A 19,878-nucleotide genomic window follows, 5' to 3' on the forward strand; every position below is an offset into this window, starting at 1 on the left:
TCAGGCCGTCGGAAAGTGCGTGCCGAGGTCACGGTCGTGAGAGGTCACGGTCGTGACGTGGTCACGGCGAAGAAGCAGGATCGCGACGCGAACGCCTGGAGGCGGACGTCAGCGACAGTGAATGTCGGCCACGCAGATGGGGGTCACGCCGATGAGCGCCAGCTCGATGGCGGCGCGACGGAGGGCGTGGGGGGTCGACATGCCAGAAATATGTATGAACTTTCTGCGCATGTCAATGTGACATATGTGGCCGCTGTCAACTCCGGGGATACGGCCAGGGGTTGGGCAGGCAGTGGATCCCGTCGTGGTCGAGGAACTTGGTCTGCTGCTGCATGACCGGCGCGAGTTGGCCGTTCTTGGTGCACTCGACGTGGCTGTAGCCGAGTCGATGACCGACCTCATGGTTGATCAACATCTGGCGGTACGCATGGATGTCCGCACCATAGGTCTTCGATCCCTGTGCCCATCTGTACGCGTTGATCATGACGCGTTCGGTGGCGGCCGAGTCGCAGGAGACGTTCTCCTCGCTGGTGTCGAGGTCGGACTTGGCGCACCACTTCGCGGTCGTGCCGGGGCTGGCGAGGGTGATCACGAAGTCGGGTTTGCCGGAGTCGGTCCGCTCGAAGGTGCGGGCGCCGTCGTGGGCCCAGCTGCGCTTGTCGTTGAGCGTCGCCTGGACCGCCTCGGCGAAGAGCTTGCCGTCCAGTCCGAGGCCCTGTTCGACATCGACCCGGTAGGTGTACTTCTGCCCCTTCCCCGGCGCCTTGTCGACCCCGGGGATCGCGTCGAACTTGCCCGGTCCCTTGAGCGTGGCGCTGAGCGGGTACTTGGTGTCCATGGCCTGCGCGTACGTCAGTGTGGCCGTACTCGGCGAGGAGGAGGGCGCCGCCGACGCGGTACCGCCCGAGGCGCGGGCGTCCCGCGCCTGGTCGGTGGCCGACCGCGTGCCCGCGGTGGTGTCGTCGCGGCCGTGCGTGACCTGACCGGCGACGACGACGGCCAGCACGGTGGTGACGGCGGCGGCCGCGATGCCGGTGAACGTCCGCCCCTTGGCCCCCTTCGCCTGCGCGGGCACACCGGTGGGCGGCGCGTCGTCGCCGTCGGCGCCGGCGTCGGCATCGGACGGGACTCCGACGCCGGTGCGATCCCAGTCGGTATCGGAGCCGTACGGATCGGCGGGGTGTGCGGAGGCACCGGCACGGGGCGAGAAGACGTCGCCGTCCTCGTCGAAGGCGTCCAGGTAATCCTGCCGGGGTCCGGGCCCACCAGGGGGCGCCTGCCGCTGCCGCGGAATACTCACGCCGGGCCCGGCGGAGGGCCCCCGCCCGCCCCCGCCCCGCTCACGCGTCAACTCCCCCCAGCCACCCCCGACTTCCCGCTGCTCCGGATGCCCCCCACGCACTCGCGGATTGCCGTGCGCGGGAGTGCCGTCGGACCTGCGAGGAACACCACGCGCGGGAGTGCCGTCCGACATCCGAGGAACACCACGCGCGGGAGTGCCGTCCGACATCCGAGGAACACCACGCGCGGGAGTGCCGTCCGACATCCGAGGAACACCCTGCGCGGGAGTACCACCGGAATAGCGAGGGGTTCCGGCCGCAGGCGTCCCCTCGGGAAACCGGGGCATGCCGTGCGCAGGAGTGCCGTCCGCGAAACGCGACACCCCTCGCGCGGGGGCGCCGTCAGGCCGACGGGGCACTCCCTGAGCCGGTGTGCCGTCCGGCAACCGGGGAACCCCACGCGCGGGAGTCCCCTCCGACGGGGTTGGAAAGCCACGCGCAGGTGTGCCCCCAGCCAAACGCGGCACCCCGCGCGCGGGAGTGCCGTCTGGCAGGCGCGGCTCACTTTGTGCGGGCGTGCCGTCCCCAAAGCGCGGCACCCCACGCGCGGCAGTGCCGTCAGCCGCCCCAGCTCGCCCATCTCCCTCGGGCCCGGCCGCCCGTCCGGCTCGACCGTCGGCTCCCCGAGACCCGGCCGCCCGTCCGGCTCGACCGTCGGCTCCCCCAGACCCGGCCGCCCGTCCGGCTCGACCGTCGGCTCCCCCAGACCCGGCCGCCCTTCCGCGCCCGGATCCCCCAGCCCCGTCCGCCGGCCCGGCTGCACCGGAGCCTCGCGATCCCCGAGCCTTCGGCCCGGACCCGGGCTGTATGTCCCCCGCGTCACCCTTCGCCGCGTCCGTGCGTCCGCGGCGGCTGTGGCGTCCCACGTCGCCCCTCAGCTCCCCGCGCTCTCGGCACCGGATTCACCGTCACCCGCGACGACCGCGCCACCGTCGCCGGAACTGCGACCGTCACCGTTGGCAGAAGCCGTGCCACCGCCGGCGGAGCCTCGCTCATCGGCGGAAGTCGTGCCATCTCCAGCAGGACCACGGCCCTCTGCCGGATGTGCATTCCCCGCAGCGGAACCAAGGCCGTTGCCGTCAGCCGGAGCCGCGCCACCCGCCGCAGGACCACGGCCGTCGGCCGCAACCTCGCCGCCCGCGGCGGAACCACGACCGTTACTCTCGGCCGGAGTCTCGCCGCCCGCGGCGGAACTGCGACCCTCAGCCGGAGCCGCGCCACCCGCCGCAGGGCCACGGCCGTCCGCGTCGGCGGTAGCCGTGCCCTTCGCGCCGCCCTCCATCTCGTCACCAGCGGCAGCCACGCCTTCCGGCGTCCCGGGGGCACCCGGACGTACCGGCCCGACCGTTGCCCCCTCTGGCAACTCGCCCTTGTCCACGAGGAGTTCGACGAAGGCTCGGGCCACCGTGTCGGGGTACTCCATCATCGCCACGTGGCCCGCGTCCGGCAGGGTCAGCAGGCGGGAGTCGCGGAAGGCGCGGGCCGCCCGGCGGGCCATGCGGAAGCCGACCAGCTGGTCACGGCCGCCGTACACGAGCAGCGTCGGCGCCAGGACGCGCTCGGCCTGGCGCCAGAGCCCGTGCTGGCCGCCCAGCGTGTACGCGTTGACGATCCCGCGCGCGGACCGCGTCATCGCGTCCCAGAAGTACGTCAGTCGCAGCCGCCGCTCCATCTCCTCGACCGCGTTGCGGAACCCTTCCGGCGTCACCCGCCCGGGATCGCCGTAGCAGAGCATCAGGACGCCGCGGACCCGCTGCTCCGCCGTCCACTCCTTGGTGTAGCGGGTGAAGAGCCCGGCAACCCCGGGCAGCGCCAGCAGGGCCGTGGGCACGGCGCTGCGCTGGACGAGGAGCTCGGGCAGGGCCGGCGACACGAGCGTGAGGGTGCGCACGAGGTCGGGCCGCAGCGCCGCGACCCGCGTGCAGACCGCGCCGCCCAGCGAGTTGCCGAACAGGTGCACAGGGCCGCGCCCGGCCGAGTCGAGGTAACGGATCACCGCGCGCGCGTGCCCGGTGACGGAGTAGTCCCCGTCGTCCGGCGGCGGGGAGTCGCCGAAGCCCGGCAGGTCGACGGCCTCGCCGTCGACGACGCCCTCCAGCTCCTGCATCAGCGCCGACCAGTTCTGCGAGGAACCGCCGAGCCCGTGGACGTACAGCGCCGGCGGCAGTCCCTCGCGCGCGGGGGGCCTCGAACGGACGGTCAGCGTGATCCCCGGCAAACCCACCGACCTGAGCCGCTCACCCTCGGCGACCCTGACGGGCGCCACCTTCGGGAGCACATTGGACGCCGGTACGGACGGCAGCTCGGTCGAAGACATGCGGCAATGTTACGAGACGATCACGCGGAGACCGCTGTGTTCGCCGTCACAGACGGCGCGGGCACCACGTGGGCACCCGCATGCACACGCCCCGTACACACACCCGTACACCCGATAGCGTCCGCTCCGCGGGTCTCCTAGGCTCATAAAGAGGGCACCCGCGTGTGACCCCTGCTTCTTTCAGCGAGATTCACGTGGACTCACAGGCGTGGGAAGTAGGAGACGTAGGAAGGGAGCCCACCATGGCCATCGACCCCACCGACCCCGAGACGTTCGCCGACGACGACGCCGAGACGGCGCCGGAGATCGACGTCGAGGCTCCGGAGAACGACGCCGCGGAGCAGTACGCCCCGCTCACCCCGGACCGCGACGACCCCCTGGAGGACGTCGACCCCGGCCGGGCGGACGAGGCCGACCTCATCGAACAGCGTCGCGTCGTCTCCATCGACGAGGACGATTACCGCTGACGGGCGACATCGACCGCCGACGGGGGACCTCCGCGCGCCGGAGGGTGCCGCTGAGCTGGAAAGGGGGCACACCCTGCCCGCTCTCGCCCGGTTTGAAACCTTCTGCGCGGCTTTCGTCGCCGTCCGGTCCGTGAAATTCTGCGCTCTCACCGCGCACACCAGGGTTACCGAAAAGTACGATGGCCGCGCGGCGCACACCGCATGTGGACGACATTGGGAGGCGGCGTGACAGCCATCGAGCAGACAGAGGCGGCACGCCCGCGGGGGACGCGCCTGCCGCGCCGTGCCCGACGGAACCAGCTGCTGGGCGCCGCCCAGGAAGTCTTCGTGGCGCAGGGCTACCACGCGGCCGCGATGGACGACATCGCCGAGCGCGCCGGCGTCAGCAAGCCGGTGCTCTACCAGCACTTCCCGGGCAAGCTCGACCTCTACCTGGCTCTTCTGGACCAGCACTGCGAGTCGCTGATCCAGGCGGTACGCGGCGCGCTCGCGTCGACAACCGACAACAAGCAGCGCGTACGGGCGACCATGGACGCCTACTTCGCGTACGTCGAGGACGACGGCGGCGCCTTCCGGCTGGTCTTCGAGTCGGACCTGACCAACGAGCCCGCGGTGCGCGAGCGCGTCGACAAGGTCACGACCGAGTGCGCGGAGGCGATCTGCGAAGTGATCGCCGAGGACACCGGCCTCTCGCGCGCGGAGTCGATGCTGCTGGCCTCCGGTCTCGGCGGCCTCGCCCAGGTCGTGGCCCGCTCCTGGCTGCACAGCGACCGCAGCGTCCCGCGCGACCAGGCGGTGCAGCTGCTGACCTCGCTGGCCTGGCGCGGTATCGCGGGGTTCCCGCTGCACGGCGTCGAACAGCACCACTGAGGGCGGCGCCGCCCGGAAGCAACGCGCCGACGAAGGCGGGCCGGGGGACGTTTGTTCCCGGTCGCTGTTCGCTCTTGGCGTTCCCGGGCGGAGCGTGCACGTCCCCTCACCGGGCTAATGTGTGCTGGGTACGGCGCGTAAAGGTCGCGCACTTCACTGACCGTCGGAGGGACATAGCCGTGGAGGTCAAGATCGGCGTGCAGCACGCGCCCCGCGAGATCGTTCTGGAGAGCGGTCAGAGTGCCGAGGAGGTCGAGCAGATCGTGGCCGAGGCGCTGGCCGGGAAGTCGCAGCTGCTGACCCTCGTGGACGAGCACGGCCGCAAGGTCCTCGTCCCGGCGGAGCGTCTCGCCTATGTCGAGCTGGGCGAGCCGGCCCCGCGCAAGGTGGGCTTCGGCGCGCTGTAGGAAGACAGCACGGACGACAGCTGGAAGACGGCACGAAGGGGCCCGGCGGCCGACAGGTCGCCGGGCCCCTTTTTCCTCCACATCCGGAACACAAGTGCCGCACAGAGGAGGATTGCATTCCGCAGGTCACGGGTATGACGGGCTACGACCGTGATGGGCAGTGTGGCCGTGTGGGAGGGACCCCCATGATGTTGTTCGAAGCACTCGGCTCCGCCCTGCTCGGCCTGGTCCTGGCGTGGGCGGCGGACCGCCGCCTCGGCCATCGCCTGCCGGCCCGTTCCCTGGTCCTCGCGACCGGTGTCGCCGGAGCCCTGTTCGGCGCCTTCGTCACCGACAGCGCCTTCGACCCCGGCAACGTCCTCCTCGTCCTGCTCGGCGCGGCCATCGTCTCGGCGGCCTCCGTGTCGCTGCTCCTGCGCCCGTCGGGGCGACTCCGCCGGCGCCAGGCGCCGGCGTGACACTGCGGCAGCGACTCGGAAGTCTCAAGAGCCTCAAGGGAGTACGCCCCGGGAGACGACCCAAGACCCGACCCGAGCCCCGTCTCAAGGGACGTCTCGAGGGACGTCTCCAGGGACAACGACCGAAGAGACGTCCCAAGGGACGACGACCACCTGAATGACGGCAGCGGGGCAACGCCCTTGAGGGCCGCGGGCCGCAGGGCCGTGGCGGACCGCTAGGCGGCCAGCCCCAGCGCGGCCATCCGCTTGGTGTGCGCCTCGGTGATCCGCGAGAACATCCGCCCCACCTCGGCGAGATCGAACCCGTCGGCGACCCCGCCCACGAGCATCGTGGACAGCGCGTCGCGGTCCGCCACGACCCGCTGGGACTGGGACAGCGCCTCGCCCATCAACCGCCGTGCCCACAGCGCGAGTCGCCCGCCGACCCGCGGATCGGCGTCGATGGCGGCCCGTACCTTCTCCACCGCGAAGCCCGCGTGGCCCGTGTCGTCCAGCACCGCCAGCACCAGCTCGCGCGTGTCCGAGTCGAGCCGGGCCGCGACCTCCCGGTAGAAGTCACTGGCGATCGAGTCGCCGACGTACGCCTTGACCAGCCCCTCCAGCCAGTCCGACGGTGCGGTCTGCTTGTGGAAGCCGTCCAGCGCCGCGACGAACGGCTCCATCGCGCGCGTCGGCTCCTCCCCGATCTCCGTCAGCCGGTTCCGCAGCCGCTCGAAGTGGTGGAACTCGGCCGACGCCATCTTCGCCAGCTCCGCCTTGTCCGCCAGCGTGGGCGCCAGCTTGGCGTCCTCCGCGAGCCGCTCGAACGCCGCGAGCTCGCCGTACGCGAGCGCGCCGAGCAGGTCGATGACCGCGGCCCGGTACTGGGGGTCCGAAGAGGACCGGTCCCAGTCCTGGGCGGCCACTCCGGTGTGCTCGGCGGATGCGTCAGAGGTGTTGTCAGGCGTCGTCATGCAGCGCACAATAGTCCGCTCGTCGAGCTGGGGAAGCCCTGGTCAATCAGTGTGATGACGGCTACGTGACCAAATCGGCCATCGCGTGTGCGTGATTCCGGGGTATGGTGGTAATGCGCCTGCCGAGTACTCGACGGGCCGCACGTATGAGGATGCCCGGTCGGTGGCCCGATCGGCTCCGACCCGACAGCCCTCCACACCGTACGGCACATTGCGTACGGCGCCCGGAGGGACACCCTCAGCGGTACGAGCGCTAGAGCGTCGGCAGTGGTCCCGTGCCCTACGGCAAGCCCGTAAGGCAGCCGACGTCCCCGGCACGGTCCGTCAAAGACCCCCGCGCTCGCCTCGCACCGCGCCACACAGAAGAGGCAGCACCCTGACTACGACGTTCAGAGATCTCGGAATCCTTCCCGAGACCGCCGAGGCCCTCGAGGCCGTCGGCATCATCACCCCCTTCCCCATCCAGGAGATGACCCTCCCCGTCGCCCTCTCCGGCACGGACGTCATCGGCCAGGCCAAGACCGGCACCGGAAAGACGCTCGGCTTCGGCCTCCCGCTCCTCGAGCGCGTCACCGTCCCCGCGGACGTGGAGGCGGGCCGCGCGAAGCCCGAGGACCTCACCGACACCCCGCAGGCGCTCGTCGTCGTCCCCACGCGCGAGCTGTGCACGCAGGTCACCAACGACCTGCTGACCGCGGGCAAGGTGCGCAACGTACGCGTCCTCGCCATCTACGGCGGCCGGGCCTACGAGCCCCAGGTAGAGGCCCTGAAGCAGGGCGTCGACGTGGTCGTCGGCACGCCCGGCCGGCTCCTCGACCTGGCGGGCCAGAAGAAGCTCAACCTCAAGCACGTGAAGTGCCTGGTCCTGGACGAGGCCGACGAGATGCTCGACCTGGGCTTCCTGCCCGACGTCGAGAAGATCATCGACATGCTGCCGGTGAAGCGGCAGACCATGCTGTTCTCGGCGACCATGCCGGGCGCGGTCATCGGTCTCGCCCGCCGCTACATGTCGCAGCCCACGCACATCCGTGCCACCGCGCCGGACGACGAGGGCGTGACGGTCGCGAACATCTCGCAGCACGTGTACCGCGCGCACAACATGGACAAGCCCGAGATGGTCGCGCGCATCCTGCAGGCCGAGGGCCGCGGGCTGGCGATGATCTTCTGCCGTACGAAGCGTACGGCGGCCGATCTCGCCGACCAGCTCAAGCAGCGCGGTTTCGCCTCCGGCGCGGTCCACGGCGACCTCGGCCAGGGCGCCCGTGAGCAGGCGCTGCGCGCCTTCCGCAACGGCAAGGTGGACGTCCTGGTCTGCACCGACGTCGCCGCGCGCGGCATCGACGTCGAGGGCGTCACGCACGTCATCAACTACCAGTCGCCGGAGGAGGAGAAGACCTACCTCCACCGCATCGGCCGCACCGGCCGTGCCGGCAACAAGGGCATCGCGATCACGCTGGTCGACTGGGACGACATCCCGCGCTGGCAGCTGATCAACAAGGCGCTGGAGCTGAGCTTCAACGACCCGCCGGAGACGTACTCCACCTCCCCGCACCTCTTCGAGGAGCTGAACATCCCCGCGGGCACCAAGGGTGTCCTGCCGCGCGCCGAGCGCACGCGCGCGGGGCTGGACGCGGAGGAGCTGGAGGACCTGGGCGAGACCGGCGGCCGCGGTGGACGCGGGCGCGGTGGCCGGGGCGACCGTAACGGCCGGTCCGACTCCCGCACCGGCGACCAGGAGCGCTCGTCCCGTACGCCGCGCCGCCGACGCCGCACGCGCGGCGGCTCCCCGACGGACGGTACGACCGCTCCCGCCGTCGCGTCCGAGGTCACCTCGGCGGAGGAGGCGACGGCCACCCGCACGCCGCGTCGCCGTCGCCGCACCCGGGCGGGTGCCCCGTCCGAGCAGGTGACGCCGGTGCGTTCCGCGGAGGCCGCCGTCGAGACGGCCGAGGGTCCGACCCTGGACGCCGAGCCGGCAGCCGCCGCCAAGCCGCGCCGCCGACGCACCCGCAGGTCAGCGGACCTGACGGCGACGCAGACACCGGCCACGACGGAGACACCGGCCGCCACGCAGACGCCGGTCACGCCCGAGGCTCCGGTCGCCACCGAGGCTCCGGTCGTCACGGAGGCTCCGTCGGTCACGGAGGCTCCGGCGGTCACGCAGGCTCCGTCGGTCACGGAGGCTCCGGTCGCTGAGGAAGCCGCCGAGTCCGAGGCCACCGCCCCGCGCCGCCGTACCCGCAAGACGACGGCGACAGCGGAGGCCGCTGCCGACACGGCGGAGGCCACGGAGACCAAGCCCCGCACGCGCACCCGCAAGACGGCAGCAACGGCCGCGGAAGCCGCTGTGGACACCGCCGAGGCCACCGAGGCCAAGCCGCGCCGCACGCGCAAGACGGCGGCAGCCGTCGAGACGGCGGAGGGAGCCGAGGCCCAGCCGCGTACCCGTACCCGCAAGACGGCGGCTCCGACCGAGACCCCGGTGGACACCGAGGCCCCGGAGCCCAAGCCCCGCCGCACCCGCAAGGCCGCTGAGCCCACGGTGGTCGTCGAGGCCCCGGAGGCGACCGAGGCCAAGCCGCGCCGTACCCGCAAGACCGCCGCAGCAGCCGAAGCCGCGGTCGACACGGCCGAAGGCACGGAAGCCAAGCCGCGCCGCACGCGCAAGGCGACGGCCGCCGCCGAGACCGCCGCCGACACGGCGGAGGCCACGGAGACCAAGCCCCGCACGCGCACCCGCAAGACGGCAGCAACGGCCGCGGAAGCCGCTGTGGACACCGCCGAGGCCACCGAGGCCAAGCCGCGCCGCACGCGCAAGACGGCGGCAGCCGTCGAAACGGCGGAGGGAGCCGAGGCGCAGCCGCGTACCCGTACCCGCAAGACGACGGCCCCGACCGAGACCCCGGTGGACACCACCGAGGCCCCGGAGGCCAAGCCGCGCCGCACGCGGAAGACCGCGGCCGCCGCCACGGCCGACGAATCCGCCGTCGCCGCGCCGCGCCGCACCCGCAAGGCGGCCGCCACGGCCGAGTCGGCGGTCGACACCGCCGAGGGCACCGAGGCGAAGCCGAAGGCGCGTCGTACGCGCAAGGCGGCCGAGGCAGCCCCCGCCGGGACCGGCGAGGTCGCTGCCGAGGCCACCGAGGCGAAGCCCCGCCGCGCCCGGAAGACGGCCGCGACCGCCGAAGCCGCGGCGGACACGGCGGAGGGCACGGAGTCCAAGCCGCGCCGCACGCGGAAGACCGCGGCCGGTACGACGGCCGGGAACACCGCCGTCGCCATCCCGGCGCAGGCCGCCGACGAGCCGGACGCCACCCCGCGCCGTCGTACGCGCAAGGCCACGGCAGCCGCCGAGGTCGCGGACGGTACGGCCGAGGCCGCGCCGAAGGCGCGGCGGACCCGCAAGGCGGTCGCCGCGACGGAGTCCACGGACGCCTGACGCGGAAGCCGCACGCACAGCCCGGACGGCCCGGCCCACCCCAGGTGGGCCGGGCCGTCGGCGTACGCCGTGCTCCCCCATGAAGGTGGCGGGCGTCGCCACCCGGTCGCCCGCCCCATCCCACCCCCGAAACCTCCACCCGGTACCCTCGCCCCCATGAGCCGACCGCCGACCTTCGCCCCGCCTCCAGGAGCCCGTGTTCACACGATCCGTACCGCGCGTGGGGAGTTCGCGGCTGTGGAGTCGGTCGTGGGGGGCGCTGTGGAGGTGAAGGGGACCGCGTTGATGCTGCCCGGGTTCACCGGCAGCAAGGAGGACTTCAACCCCCTGCACACGCACCTCACGGCCCGCGGATACCGGGTCGTCGCCCTGGACGGACGCGGGCAGTACGAGTCCGACGGGCCGGAGCTGGATGAGTCGGCCTACGCCCAGGAGGAGTTGGCGAGGGACGTCCTCGCGCAGGCGGAAGCCGTCGGCACGCCGGTGCATCTCGTCGGGCACTCCCTCGGCGGCCAGATCGCCCGTGCCGCCGTCCTGCTCGACCACTCCCCCTTCCTCTCGCTCACCCTCATGGCCTCCGGCCCCGCCCAGATCTCCGTCCCCCAGCAGCAGCGCGTCAAGCTGCTCCAGGACGCGCTCGCCGTGATGACGATGGCCGAGGTCTGGGAGGCGATCCAGGCCATGGAGCCGCCCGAGGACACCGACGCCGGTGATCTCGACGAGGGGCTGGCCGACCGGGAGGACCTGCGGCGCCGCTGGCTGGGCAACAAGCCGGCCCAACTCCTGGCCACGGGACGCCAGTTGTGCGTCGAGCCGGACCGCGTGGCCGAACTCGCCGCCGTACCGCTGCCCTTCCATGTCCTCTCGGGCTCGCGCGACGACACCTGGCCGGTGCCGCTGCTGGACGACATGGCCCTGCGGCTGCGCGCCCACTGCACGGTCGTCCAGGGCGCCGAGCACTCCCCCAACACCGACAACCCCCTGGAAACGGCGCGCGCCTTCGCCGACTTCTGGGACCGCACCGACCGCACCGACCGCACCGACCGCACCGACCGCACCCACCGCGGGTGAGGTGAGCGCTCAGTACTGCGTCTGCAAGTGCTCCCAGAACCCGTCCCGCAGCGCCCGGCGCAGATCCGACTGTCCGCGCAGGGAGTACTGCAGCAGGCCCTCCGCCTCCACCAGCAGGTCCTGGTCGACCGAGCCCGGGAGGTAGGGATGCCCGGGCAGCAGCTCGACCAGCGACTCGCGTCCCCGCGCCGCCAGCCACTTCGCCGCGATCTGCGCGCCGACGAAGCGGACGTCCTCCCGGGTGGGCCGGGCGGCGCCGACCTCGTAGCCGGGGGCGGTGCGCCGGGCGACGTAGGGCTTGAAGAAGTCGAGGTCGAAGGTGCGCTGGCTGTCGACCTCCCAGAGGAGGGGTTCCGCCTGGTTGCGGCCCTCGGGGGCCTCGATGCCCCAGAGGTGGACCCGGGCGCCGTACCCCTGGGCGGCCTCGACCGCCGAGACCAGGTCCTCGTCACCGCCGAGCAGGGCCGCGTCGCTGATGGCGCGGTGGCGGGCCAGGGACTCGAGGTCGCTGCGGATGAGGGAGTCGACGCCCTTCTGCTGGTTGTTGGCGTTCAGGTTGCCCAACCGGACCTTGACGTCCGGGAGTTCGGCGATCGACTGCTGCTCGGCGGTGTGGATACGGCGTCTCGCGCCGTCGTACCAGTACACCCGCAGGAGTCTGCTGTCCGCGAAGATGGTGCGGGCCCGGTCGATGAGCGCCTCGATCAGGCCTTCGGCGTCCAGGTCGAAGGCGCGCCGGTCCTCGGTGCCCGCCACGAGCCGCCCCGCGGCCGCGTAGAGGTACCCGGCATCGACGAAGATCGCATGGGTCGAGGGCGTCTTGGCCACCTCGGCGAGCATGCGCTGGAGCAGCTCGTTCGTGCGGTCGATGCGGGCGCTGAGGGCCGGGAAGTCGTCGTTCATCGCCTCCATTGTCCCGGTGGTCACGCTGCGAACACAACCGGTCCCGGTCAGTCTCATTCACACATCTCGCGCACCTCTTACCGCTCAGTAATTAGGCGTTCGAAAAATTTCTTTAGCGTAGGGAATGTTTGTAACACGCAGGTCGTTGACTTGGATCAGAACCACGAGACGAAGGGAGAGGCCATGCGCTTCGAAATCATGCGACTCGACGAGGTCGACGGGACGACCGTGGACAGCACTGTCGTGGACGCCGCCTCCGTCAACCGGATCGTGCAGCAGGCCGCCGCCATCGGGCAGCGCCTGTGGATCCGACCGGCCGAGAACACGGCCGCGTAACCGACACAGACGCGGATCACCGCCGAAGCTTCAGAGCCCCCGTACGGCACGGACGCCGTACGGGGGCTCTGCGCTTGTCGGCTCAGCCCGTCCGGATCACCTGGGTGACGCCGTTGATGATCTGCTGCACGGCGATCGCCGAGAGCATCATGCCGGCGAGGCGGGTCACCAGGACGACACCGCCGTCCTTGATGATCCGGATGATCAGCAGCGAGTAGCGCATCACCAGCCACAGCACGACGTGGATGGCGAGGATCGCGCACCACACCGACACCTGCGTGGCCGCGCTGTCGGCCTTCTGCACGGCGAGGATGACGGACACGATCGCGCCCGGACCGGCCAGCAGCGGCATGCCCAGCGGTACGAGCGCCACGTTGACGTCCTTGGTCTGCTTCGGCTCGTCGGTCTTGCCGGTGAGCAGGTCGAGGGCGATCAGCAGGAGCAGCAGTCCGCCCGCGATCATCAGCGCGGGCACGGAGACGTGCAGGTAGTCGAGGATCTGGTGGCCCAGGAGCCCGAAGACGGTGATCACCCCGCACGCCACGCACACGGCCTGGAAGGCCATCCGCTTCTGCACCTTGCCGGGGCGTCCGGCGGTGAGGGCGAGGAAGATCGGGGTGATCCCGGGGGGATCCATGATGACGAACAGGGTGAGGAAGAGGGAGCCGAAAACGGCGGCGTCGAACATGAGGGCCTTGCGGGAGGAGGGGTGAGCGGGGTGGCGTGGGCGGGGCGTCAGGCTCCGCCGGTCCCCGGCACCGGGAACGCCCCGGTCGCCCGGCGCGTGATCTCGCCGTACACCTCGGGGTCCGTGGTGTACTCCCCGAGCACGCAGGTCTTGCGGCTGCCGTGGTAGTCGCTGGACCCGGTGGTCAGCAGCCCCAGCTCCCCGGCCAGTCCCCGCAGCCGCGCCCGGGTCTCCGGGTCGTGGTCCATGTGGTCGACCTCGATGCCGTCGAGCCCGGCGGCGGCCATCTCGGCGATCGCAGACTCCGGCACGGTACGTCCACGCTTGCTCGCCCCGGGATGCGCGAACACCGTCACGCCGCCGGCCGCCTTGACCAGCCGGATCGCCTCGAACGGGTCCGTCTCGTGCTTCGGCACATAGGCCCGTCCGCCGTCGGCCAGCCAGTCGGCGGTGAACGCCTCGTCCACGCTCCGCACGACGCCCAGCTCGACCAGCGCGGTGGCGACGTGGGGCCGGCCGACCGACCCGTCCCCGGCGATCCGTGCCACCTGCTCCCAGGTGACCGGCACGCCCAGATCCCGCAGCTGGTCGACCATGGCGCGCGCCCGCGGCACCCGGTCGTCGCGCACCAGCTCGCGCTCGGCGAGCAGCTCCGGCTCCTCGGGGTCGAAGAGGTAGGCGAGCATGTGCATCGAGATGCCGTCGATGCGGCAGGACAGCTCGGCGCCGGTGACGAGGGTCAGCCCGGCGGGCAGCGCGGCGATCGCCTCGGCGTACCCGCGGGTGGTGTCGTGGTCGGTCAGCGCGACGACGTCCAGCCCGGCCGCGGCTGCGTTCCGCACCAGCTCGGCGGGGGTGTCCGTACCGTCGGAAGCGGTGGAGTGGCAGTGCAGATCGACACGCACGACGCGAACTCCAGGGCGGGACGGGACGGAGGGGACGCTCAAGGATAACTGGCACGCGGGGGTGCCTGTCACAGCCGAACTTCGCGATCGCCCCCTACAGCAACGCCGGAAAGGAGCGCGGGGAACCGCGCGACCGGCCCAGGGGGAGCCGCGGCCGCCGACGAGACAGCACCCGCACCCCCGGTGGGCGCGCTACGGCTCAAGCAAGCGCGGCGACAACGCCCCGCAGGGAACCAGCTCCACTTCCGCCCCCGCCTCACGCAGATCCGTGAGCACCAGCTCGTCGTACATCAGCAGCCCGGACTGCTCGGGCCAGACCACGGCCCACAGCCACAGCCCGCGGGCCTCGCCCGCGAAGACCGCGCGGTCGTCGGGGGTGGCGGCGACATGCCAGAGGGGGGTGGGGCGGCCGCCCGCCAGGACCTTGGCCTGGGGCGGCTTCTCGACGCTCATGTACGGCCCCGGGTCCGGCCCGGCGATGCCCGCGTACCGCGCGCCGAGGCCGACGCCCAGTTCCTCGGAGACCAGGATCAGCTCCCCCATGCCCCCGAGCGGCCCCGGCCCCGAGCAGGCCACCGCGGTGGCACGGCCGCCGTGCCGGTCGTCGCCGGCGCAGGCCACGCCCGTGAACAGCCAGCCCACGGGGAGGGGCCACGGCATCCACACGGGCACCTTGGTGCGGTGCACCACGACGCTGAGGGCCTCGACGCTGGGCGGGACCACGGGCTGCACCGGGTGCACGGTGCCGTGCTCATCGCACTGCCACGAATCGGCGAAGAGTCCGGGAGCCCTGACCCGGCCACCACACTTCGGGCAACTGGGTTCGCCCCTCATAGGGCCCCACGGTCCTACCCCGGCACCCTCACGTCAAGGACGATCACCCGACCGGACGGAACCCTCACCTGATTCCGCACCGGCCCAACTAGATGCTACTTGCATCTATTAGCCGCCCTAACTTACTATGTGCATACAGCAACTAAATCGACCCGGAGTGGAGGAAGCATGGACGACCCCTTCGACGCGGGAGCGGGCGGCATCCTGCGGCAGCCGAAGGCAGTGTGGGCGACGGCCGGCGCGTCCGTCGTGGCCTTCATGGGCATCGGACTCGTCGACCCGATCCTGCCGTCGATCGCCAAGGGCCTGAACGCCACCGCCAGCCAGGTCTCCCTGCTCTTCACCTCGTACTTCCTGATCACGGCCGTGGCGATGCTGGTGACCGGCTTCGTCTCGAGCCGGATCGGCGGGCGCAGGACCCTGCTGCTCGGGCTCGCCTTCGTCGTCGTCTTCGCGGGCCTGGCCGGCACCTCGGGCTCGGTCGCCGAACTCGTCGGCTTCCGCGCGGGCTGGGGCCTCGGCAACGCGCTGTTCGTCTCCACCGCCCTCGCGGTCATCGTCGGCGCGGCGGCGGGCGGCAGCGCGGCGGCGATCCTGCTGTACGAGTCGGCCCTGGGCCTCGGCATGGCCTGCGGCCCGCTGCTGGGCGCGCTGCTCGGCAACCAGAGCTGGCGCTACCCGTTCTTCGGCACGGCCTTCCTGATGGCGGTCGGCTTCCTGTGCATCACCGCGTTCCTGAAGGATCAGCCGAAGCCCGCGCGGAAGACCTCGCTGCTCGACCCCGTCAGGGCGCTCGGCCACAGCGGGCTGGCCTCGGCGGCCGCGTCGGCGTTCTTCTACAACTACACGTTCTTCACCGTGCTGGCCTTCACCCCGTTCGTGCTGAACATGACGCCCTACAAGTCGGGTGCCGTGTTCTTCTGCTGGGGCGTGCTGCTCGCCGTCTTCTCGGTGATCGTGGCGCCGCGCCTGCAGAAGCGGTTCGGTTCGCTGAAGGTGCTCGGCGGCTCGCTGGTGCTGCTCGCCGTCGACGTGCTCGTCCTCGGCTACGGCGACCACACCGCGGCCGTCGTCTGCACCGTCCTGTCCGGCGCCTTCATCGGCGTGAACAACACGGTGTACACGGAACTGGCGCTCGGCGTCTCGGACGCCCCGCGTCCGGTGGCGAGCGCGGGCTACAACTTCGTGCGCTGGTTCGCGGCGGCCGCGGCTCCCTACTTCGCGCCGAAGATCGAGGAGTGGACCGACATCCACATCCCGTTCGTGGTGGCCGCCGTGACCGCCGTGGCGGGTGCGCTGGTGGTCCTCGTACGGCGGAACGCGCTCACCCACGACGCTGAGGAACTGGAGACGAAGCACGCGTCCGAGGACGGTGTCACCGTCTTCGCCAACTGACGCGAGCCGGCCGTCCGTTGGTGAGCTTGCTCACGCCAGGGAGACCGACGCGCGGGACGGATCCCTCAGGTCCGTCCCCTGCGTCAGCCAGCGCTCCTGGAGGGCCTGGGCGCCGTGGACGCGCTTCCAGGCGGCCTCGTTCGCCGTCATGGGCAGCACCGGCAGGAAGCGGACCGGGTCGAGCGGCTCGTCGAGGGTCAGGTCCTCGACCAGGCCGCCGGGCTCGGCTACCAGCACGGAGCTGAACGGGGCGCCCGGCCACAGCGGCTCACCGAGGTCGAGGGACGCGCCCGGGGCCACGATCACCCCCTCGACCTGCGGAGACGCGGCGAGCACGGCGAGCGGACGCAGCGCCTTGTCGGTGTCGGCGAGGCCCGCGCGCACCGAGAGGACCAGCTCCGCGCGAGGTCCCTTCACCGGGTCTGCGAGCATCGCCGTGGGGTCGCTCATCGGCTGCGCGGACATGCCGAGCGTGGCGTAGCGGACGATGTCGCCCTCGTGGAAGCGGAGCACCTCGACGCGGTCCGTGCCGAGGAACGTGACCGCCGCGCGGGCGTCCGGTTCGCCCAGCGCGGTGCGCAACCTTGCCTCGACCAGAGGAAGAACATCAACCATGCGGCGAGCATAGAACTCGTCAGTACCGGGCAAAGCAGCGCCTTGACAGTTTGGGCGACTGGTAGTCTGGCCCGGTCGTTCGGGCAGCACGCGATGGCGTCGCGACCGAGTCCCGACACCAGTTGGACTCCCTTACGGGAATGGAACGTCCCTTACGAGGGACCGGCCGGAGGAGGTGGGGCTGTCATGGATCGAAGTCACCCGTGCAGTACCACTCGCTCTTCCCGCCGCTGATACAGCTGATCCGGCCTGGGCTGACCGCCGCCTTTCACGCTCACGTCCTCGCGCGGAAGAGCACTTCGTCTTGTTGTGCCTGATCTGTCTGATCTGAACCAGCAGCGAAGCCGGCCACCGCGACGGTGCGGTGCTCCCCGCTTTGTGGACGTGCCAAACATCCGAAGTCAGGACGTCCCCATTCCGGGCAGTTCCAGCCGTCGTCGGCGCCCTTTCGTTGCCTGCCACGAAGGAGCCAGCCATGTCGATGATCCGTGACCTGCGTGCCGCGGTCCGCCCGTCCCGCATCTCCCTGCGCAAGGACACCGGCGTGTACGACACGACACGCGCCCCCGGGACGCCCTCGGCCGTCGTCGACTGCGCCGTGTACCGGGACGGGGCCCGCGTCCAGACACCGCAGGCGCTCACCCCGCACGAGGCCATGCGCCAGGTGCGCCGCGACGGAGGCTTCGTCTGGATCGGTCTGCACGAGCCGACCGAGGCCGAATTCTCCGGCATCGCGAGCGAGTTCGGGCTGCACCCGCTGGCCGTGGAGGACGCCGTCCAAGCCCACCAGCGGCCCAAGCTGGAGCGCTACGACGACTCCCTGTTCACCGTCTTCAAGACCATCCACTACGTGGAGCACGACGAGCTCACCGCCAACAGCGAGATCGTCGAGACCGGCGAGGTCATGTGCTTCACCGGACGGGACTTCTTCATCACCGTCCGGCACGGCGGCCAGGGCTCCCTGCGCGCCCTGCGCCACCGGCTGCAGGACGACCCCGAGCTGCTCGCCAAGGGCCCCTCGGCGGTGCTGCACGCGATCGCCGACCATGTCGTGGACGGCTATCTCGCGGTCGCCGACGCCATGCAGGACGACATCGACGAGGTGGAGACCGAGGTCTTCTCGCCGGGCCGCGGCGGCGTCGCGCGCGGTGTGGACTCGGCGCGGATCTACCAGCTCAAGCGCGAGGTGCTGGAGTTCAAGCGGGCGGTGGCGCCGCTGCTGCGGCCGCTGCAGCTGCTGAGCGAGCGGCCGATGCGGCTGGTCGACCCCGACATCCAGAAGTACTTCCGGGACGTCGCCGACCACCTCGCCCGCGTGCAGGAGCAGGTCGTCGGCTTCGACGAACTGCTCAACTCGATCCTCCAGGCCAACCTCGCGCAGGCGTCCGTCGCGCAGAACGAGGACATGCGGAAGATCACCGCGTGGGCCGCCATCATCGCCGTACCGACGATGGTGACCGGGGTCTACGGCATGAACTTCGACCACATGCCCGAACTGCACTGGCGTTACGGCTACCCGACCGTCCTCGGCCTCACGGTCGTGCTCTGTGTCGGCATCCACCGGGCGCTGAAGCGCAACGGCTGGCTGTGAGCCGTCTGGATAGGCTTCAGTCCATGACAAGCGAGCTGCTCGGCCAGGCCCTCGTCGAGGAGGCCACCAAGAAGTCCGGCCTCGTGTGGGTCCGGGGCCCGGGCGGGCCGGCCCGCGCGCTGTGGCACGTGTGGCACGAGGGTGCCGCGTGTGTCGTCGGCGACGGACCGGGCGAGCAGCCGCTGCCGGGACTGGCCGACGGCACGACCGCCGAGGTCACCGTGCGCAGCAAGGACAAGGGGGGCCGGCTGGTCTCCTGGTCCGCGAAGGTCGTCGAGCTCACGTCCGGCACGGAGGCGTGGGAGGCGACGGTCGCCGAGCTGAAGGGCAAGCGGCTCAACGCGCCCGACGCAGAGGCGATGACCGAGCGATGGGCCCGCACCTGCCGGGTGCTGCGGCTCGAACCGACCGGGGCGACAACGCCGTTGCCCGACGACAGCCTGGCCGAGGCGCCCCTGCCGACGCCGGCCACGACCCGCCGGCCCGTCCCCGCGGGGCTGCCCCGGCTGCTGCTGAAAAAGAAGAAGCCACGCCGATGAGCCCTCAGGACGCCGGCAGCTGCTTGCCGTAGTCCACCGTCTCGTCCTTGCCCGGCTCGGCCAGGGTGAAGTCCTTGTCCCAGGCCGAGAAGGTCAGCGTGCCCGCGCCGCCCGCGCGCTGCAGGCGCAGCGGATACGGCCTGCCCTCCAGGGACACGTCCAGCGTGCCCCCTGAGCCCTTGTCACCCGTGATGCGGACGGTCCGGGTACCCGCCTGCTCGTGGTGCCCGTCCGTCGCCAGCGAACCGTGCAGGGTCAGCAGCCCTTCGAGGAGGACGTCCTTGTCCGTGAAACCGCTGAACTTCTTGTACGCGGGGTCGCCCTGCGGCACCTTCACGTACTTGCCGTCGAGCTTGCCCGCCGCCGACGTGCCGTGGTCCCCGTCGGCGTGGTTCCAGAAGCCCGCGCCGGCCTTCAGGTACAGCCGCTCGCCGATCCGCAGCAGCCCGAAGGCCACCCCCTTGGAGGTGACCGACCCGGCCGCCCCCTCGGGCTTCAACCGCATGTCGAGCCGGTACGTACGGCCATTGGTGACGACGTCTCCGGCGAGCCGTACGGCGGCCGCGGACCGCGCGGCCGTACGCGTCCTGGACTGGATCGTGCCGGCGGACAGCTTGCCGACCCCGTTCGTGCCCGCGTCGGGGTCCTCACCGCACCCCGTCAGCAACCCGCTCCCCGTCACGACCAGCGCACACACGGCCCCGGTCACCACCGCCCGACGAGTACGGCCCTGCGGCCTCGCAGTCACAG

At 71.6% G+C, this 19,878-nt stretch carries 19 protein-coding genes and 1 pseudogene; 10 read left to right on the forward strand and 10 right to left on the reverse strand.

Translation table 11 applies throughout. The features are described from left to right. Positions 1-108 precede the first annotated feature (108 nt). From MKW14_RS41545 to MKW14_RS13320, 3 genes and pseudogenes are all read right to left on the reverse strand, one after another. Positions 109-201 (reverse strand): Ms4533A family Cys-rich leader peptide, encoded by a 93-nt coding sequence (locus tag MKW14_RS41545; protein ID WP_358594159.1) that lies wholly within the window; start codon positions 199-201, stop codon positions 109-111. Between the two features lie 55 nt (positions 202-256). Then, positions 257-1,300, reverse strand: coding sequence for a DUF3152 domain-containing protein (locus MKW14_RS13315; protein WP_441349307.1), 1,044 nt, complete (start codon positions 1,298-1,300; stop codon positions 257-259). Between the two features lie 1,403 nt (positions 1,301-2,703). Continuing rightward, positions 2,704-3,657 (reverse strand): annotated as a pseudogene (locus MKW14_RS13320) (alpha/beta fold hydrolase); the annotation flags it as partial. A gap of 242 nt (positions 3,658-3,899) precedes the next feature. On the opposite strand from MKW14_RS13320, the gene MKW14_RS13325 reads away from it, so the two are divergent. The 4 genes from MKW14_RS13325 (at position 3,900) to MKW14_RS13340 (ending at position 5,859) form a co-directional block, all read left to right on the forward strand. Further along, the gene (locus tag MKW14_RS13325; protein WP_240862477.1) at positions 3,900-4,124 is read left to right on the forward strand and encodes an Rv3202a family protein; all 225 of its coding nucleotides are present in this window, start codon (positions 3,900-3,902) and stop codon (positions 4,122-4,124) included. Positions 4,125-4,349: 225 nt separating this feature from the next. After that, the gene (locus tag MKW14_RS13330; protein ID WP_240862479.1) at positions 4,350-4,994 is read left to right on the forward strand and encodes a TetR/AcrR family transcriptional regulator; all 645 of its coding nucleotides are present in this window, start codon (positions 4,350-4,352) and stop codon (positions 4,992-4,994) included. Positions 4,995-5,173: 179 nt separating this feature from the next. Continuing rightward, a complete protein-coding gene (locus MKW14_RS13335) occupies positions 5,174-5,401 on the forward strand; it encodes a DUF3107 domain-containing protein (protein WP_133044496.1) in 228 nt (75 codons plus the stop codon). A 185-nt stretch (positions 5,402-5,586) separates the two neighbouring features. Then, positions 5,587-5,859: a hypothetical protein gene (locus MKW14_RS13340; RefSeq protein WP_208779906.1), complete on the forward strand. Its 273-nt coding sequence runs from the start codon at positions 5,587-5,589 to the stop codon at positions 5,857-5,859. A gap of 215 nt (positions 5,860-6,074) precedes the next feature. Here MKW14_RS13340 and MKW14_RS13345 read toward each other — a convergent pair whose 3' ends face one another. Further along, positions 6,075-6,812 carry a ferritin-like fold-containing protein gene (locus tag MKW14_RS13345; protein ID WP_240862481.1) on the reverse strand — a complete coding sequence of 246 codons (738 nt, stop codon included), beginning with the start codon at positions 6,810-6,812 and terminating at the stop codon, positions 6,075-6,077. Positions 6,813-7,281: 469 nt separating this feature from the next. Between MKW14_RS13345 and MKW14_RS13350 the strand changes: the two genes are divergently transcribed. Together MKW14_RS13350 and MKW14_RS13355 are read left to right on the forward strand one after the other, a co-directional pair. Next, positions 7,282-10,251, forward strand: coding sequence for a DEAD/DEAH box helicase (locus tag MKW14_RS13350; protein WP_240862483.1), 2,970 nt, complete (start codon positions 7,282-7,284; stop codon positions 10,249-10,251). 156 nt (positions 10,252-10,407) lie between these two features. Continuing rightward, entirely contained in the window at positions 10,408-11,322 is a 915-nt protein-coding gene (locus MKW14_RS13355; protein ID WP_240862485.1) for an alpha/beta fold hydrolase, read from the forward strand. A gap of 9 nt (positions 11,323-11,331) precedes the next feature. On the opposite strand, the gene MKW14_RS13360 is transcribed toward MKW14_RS13355, so the two are convergent. After that, positions 11,332-12,225, reverse strand: coding sequence for an NYN domain-containing protein (locus tag MKW14_RS13360; protein WP_240862850.1), 894 nt, complete (start codon positions 12,223-12,225; stop codon positions 11,332-11,334). 183 nt (positions 12,226-12,408) lie between these two features. Here MKW14_RS13360 and MKW14_RS13365 point away from each other — a divergent pair, with 183 nt between their 5' ends. After that, positions 12,409-12,561 (forward strand): DUF8834 family protein, encoded by a 153-nt coding sequence (locus tag MKW14_RS13365; protein WP_240862487.1) that lies wholly within the window; start codon positions 12,409-12,411, stop codon positions 12,559-12,561. Between the two features lie 82 nt (positions 12,562-12,643). Here MKW14_RS13365 and MKW14_RS13370 read toward each other — a convergent pair whose 3' ends face one another. The 3 genes from MKW14_RS13370 to MKW14_RS13380 all read right to left on the reverse strand — a co-directional run bounded on the left by MKW14_RS13370 (position 12,644) and on the right by MKW14_RS13380 (position 14,988). Continuing rightward, the gene (locus MKW14_RS13370; protein ID WP_240862490.1) at positions 12,644-13,249 is read right to left on the reverse strand and encodes a MarC family protein; all 606 of its coding nucleotides are present in this window, start codon (positions 13,247-13,249) and stop codon (positions 12,644-12,646) included. Positions 13,250-13,296: 47 nt separating this feature from the next. Next, positions 13,297-14,154, reverse strand: a complete 858-nt coding sequence (locus tag MKW14_RS13375; RefSeq protein WP_240862492.1) for a PHP domain-containing protein — start codon at positions 14,152-14,154, stop codon at positions 13,297-13,299. 192 nt (positions 14,155-14,346) lie between these two features. Then, complete coding sequence (locus MKW14_RS13380; RefSeq protein WP_240862493.1) at positions 14,347-14,988, reverse strand: DUF6758 family protein; 642 nt, start codon at positions 14,986-14,988, stop codon at positions 14,347-14,349. A 168-nt stretch (positions 14,989-15,156) separates the two neighbouring features. Here MKW14_RS13380 and MKW14_RS13385 point away from each other — a divergent pair, with 168 nt between their 5' ends. After that, the gene (locus MKW14_RS13385; RefSeq protein WP_240862495.1) at positions 15,157-16,383 is read left to right on the forward strand and encodes an MFS transporter; all 1,227 of its coding nucleotides are present in this window, start codon (positions 15,157-15,159) and stop codon (positions 16,381-16,383) included. A gap of 30 nt (positions 16,384-16,413) precedes the next feature. Here MKW14_RS13385 and MKW14_RS13390 read toward each other — a convergent pair whose 3' ends face one another. Next, entirely contained in the window at positions 16,414-16,998 is a 585-nt protein-coding gene (locus MKW14_RS13390) for a suppressor of fused domain protein (RefSeq protein WP_240862496.1), read from the reverse strand. A 475-nt stretch (positions 16,999-17,473) separates the two neighbouring features. Here MKW14_RS13390 and MKW14_RS13395 point away from each other — a divergent pair, with 475 nt between their 5' ends. Continuing rightward, complete coding sequence (locus MKW14_RS13395) at positions 17,474-18,589, forward strand: magnesium and cobalt transport protein CorA (RefSeq protein WP_240862499.1); 1,116 nt, start codon at positions 17,474-17,476, stop codon at positions 18,587-18,589. 23 nt (positions 18,590-18,612) lie between these two features. Then, positions 18,613-19,128 (forward strand): hypothetical protein, encoded by a 516-nt coding sequence (locus MKW14_RS13400; RefSeq protein WP_240862501.1) that lies wholly within the window; start codon positions 18,613-18,615, stop codon positions 19,126-19,128. Between the two features lie 4 nt (positions 19,129-19,132). On the opposite strand, the gene MKW14_RS13405 is transcribed toward MKW14_RS13400, so the two are convergent. Beyond that, positions 19,133-19,876 carry a hypothetical protein gene (locus MKW14_RS13405; RefSeq protein WP_240862852.1) on the reverse strand — a complete coding sequence of 248 codons (744 nt, stop codon included), beginning with the start codon at positions 19,874-19,876 and terminating at the stop codon, positions 19,133-19,135. Positions 19,877-19,878 lie beyond the last annotated feature (2 nt).

The sequence above is a fragment of the Streptomyces gilvus genome, assembly GCF_022513565.1.
Classification (GTDB): Bacteria; Actinomycetota; Actinomycetes; order Streptomycetales; family Streptomycetaceae; genus Streptomyces; species Streptomyces gilvus.

Excerpts from the sequence above, each read along its gene's own strand:
- MKW14_RS13345 (WP_240862481.1), bottom strand. The coding sequence starts at position 6,812 with ATGACGACGCCTGACAACACCTCTGACGCATCCGCCGAGCACACCGGA.
- MKW14_RS13355 (WP_240862485.1), top strand. The coding sequence starts at position 10,408 with ATGAGCCGACCGCCGACCTTCGCCCCGCCTCCAGGAGCCCGTGTTCAC.
- MKW14_RS13340 (WP_208779906.1), top strand. The coding sequence starts at position 5,587 with ATGATGTTGTTCGAAGCACTCGGCTCCGCCCTGCTCGGCCTGGTCCTG.
- MKW14_RS13365 (WP_240862487.1), top strand. The coding sequence starts at position 12,409 with ATGCGCTTCGAAATCATGCGACTCGACGAGGTCGACGGGACGACCGTG.
- MKW14_RS13360 (WP_240862850.1), bottom strand. The coding sequence starts at position 12,225 with ATGAACGACGACTTCCCGGCCCTCAGCGCCCGCATCGACCGCACGAAC.
- MKW14_RS13400 (WP_240862501.1), top strand. The coding sequence starts at position 18,613 with ATGACAAGCGAGCTGCTCGGCCAGGCCCTCGTCGAGGAGGCCACCAAG.
- MKW14_RS13325 (WP_240862477.1), top strand. The coding sequence starts at position 3,900 with ATGGCCATCGACCCCACCGACCCCGAGACGTTCGCCGACGACGACGCC.
- MKW14_RS13385 (WP_240862495.1), top strand. The coding sequence starts at position 15,157 with ATGGACGACCCCTTCGACGCGGGAGCGGGCGGCATCCTGCGGCAGCCG.
- MKW14_RS13395 (WP_240862499.1), top strand. The coding sequence starts at position 17,474 with ATGTCGATGATCCGTGACCTGCGTGCCGCGGTCCGCCCGTCCCGCATC.
- MKW14_RS13350 (WP_240862483.1), top strand. The coding sequence starts at position 7,282 with ATGACCCTCCCCGTCGCCCTCTCCGGCACGGACGTCATCGGCCAGGCC.
- MKW14_RS13390 (WP_240862496.1), bottom strand. The coding sequence starts at position 16,998 with ATGGTTGATGTTCTTCCTCTGGTCGAGGCAAGGTTGCGCACCGCGCTG.
- MKW14_RS41545 (WP_358594159.1), bottom strand. The coding sequence starts at position 201 with ATGTCGACCCCCCACGCCCTCCGTCGCGCCGCCATCGAGCTGGCGCTC.
- MKW14_RS13380 (WP_240862493.1), bottom strand. The coding sequence starts at position 14,988 with ATGAGGGGCGAACCCAGTTGCCCGAAGTGTGGTGGCCGGGTCAGGGCT.
- MKW14_RS13370 (WP_240862490.1), bottom strand. The coding sequence starts at position 13,249 with ATGTTCGACGCCGCCGTTTTCGGCTCCCTCTTCCTCACCCTGTTCGTC.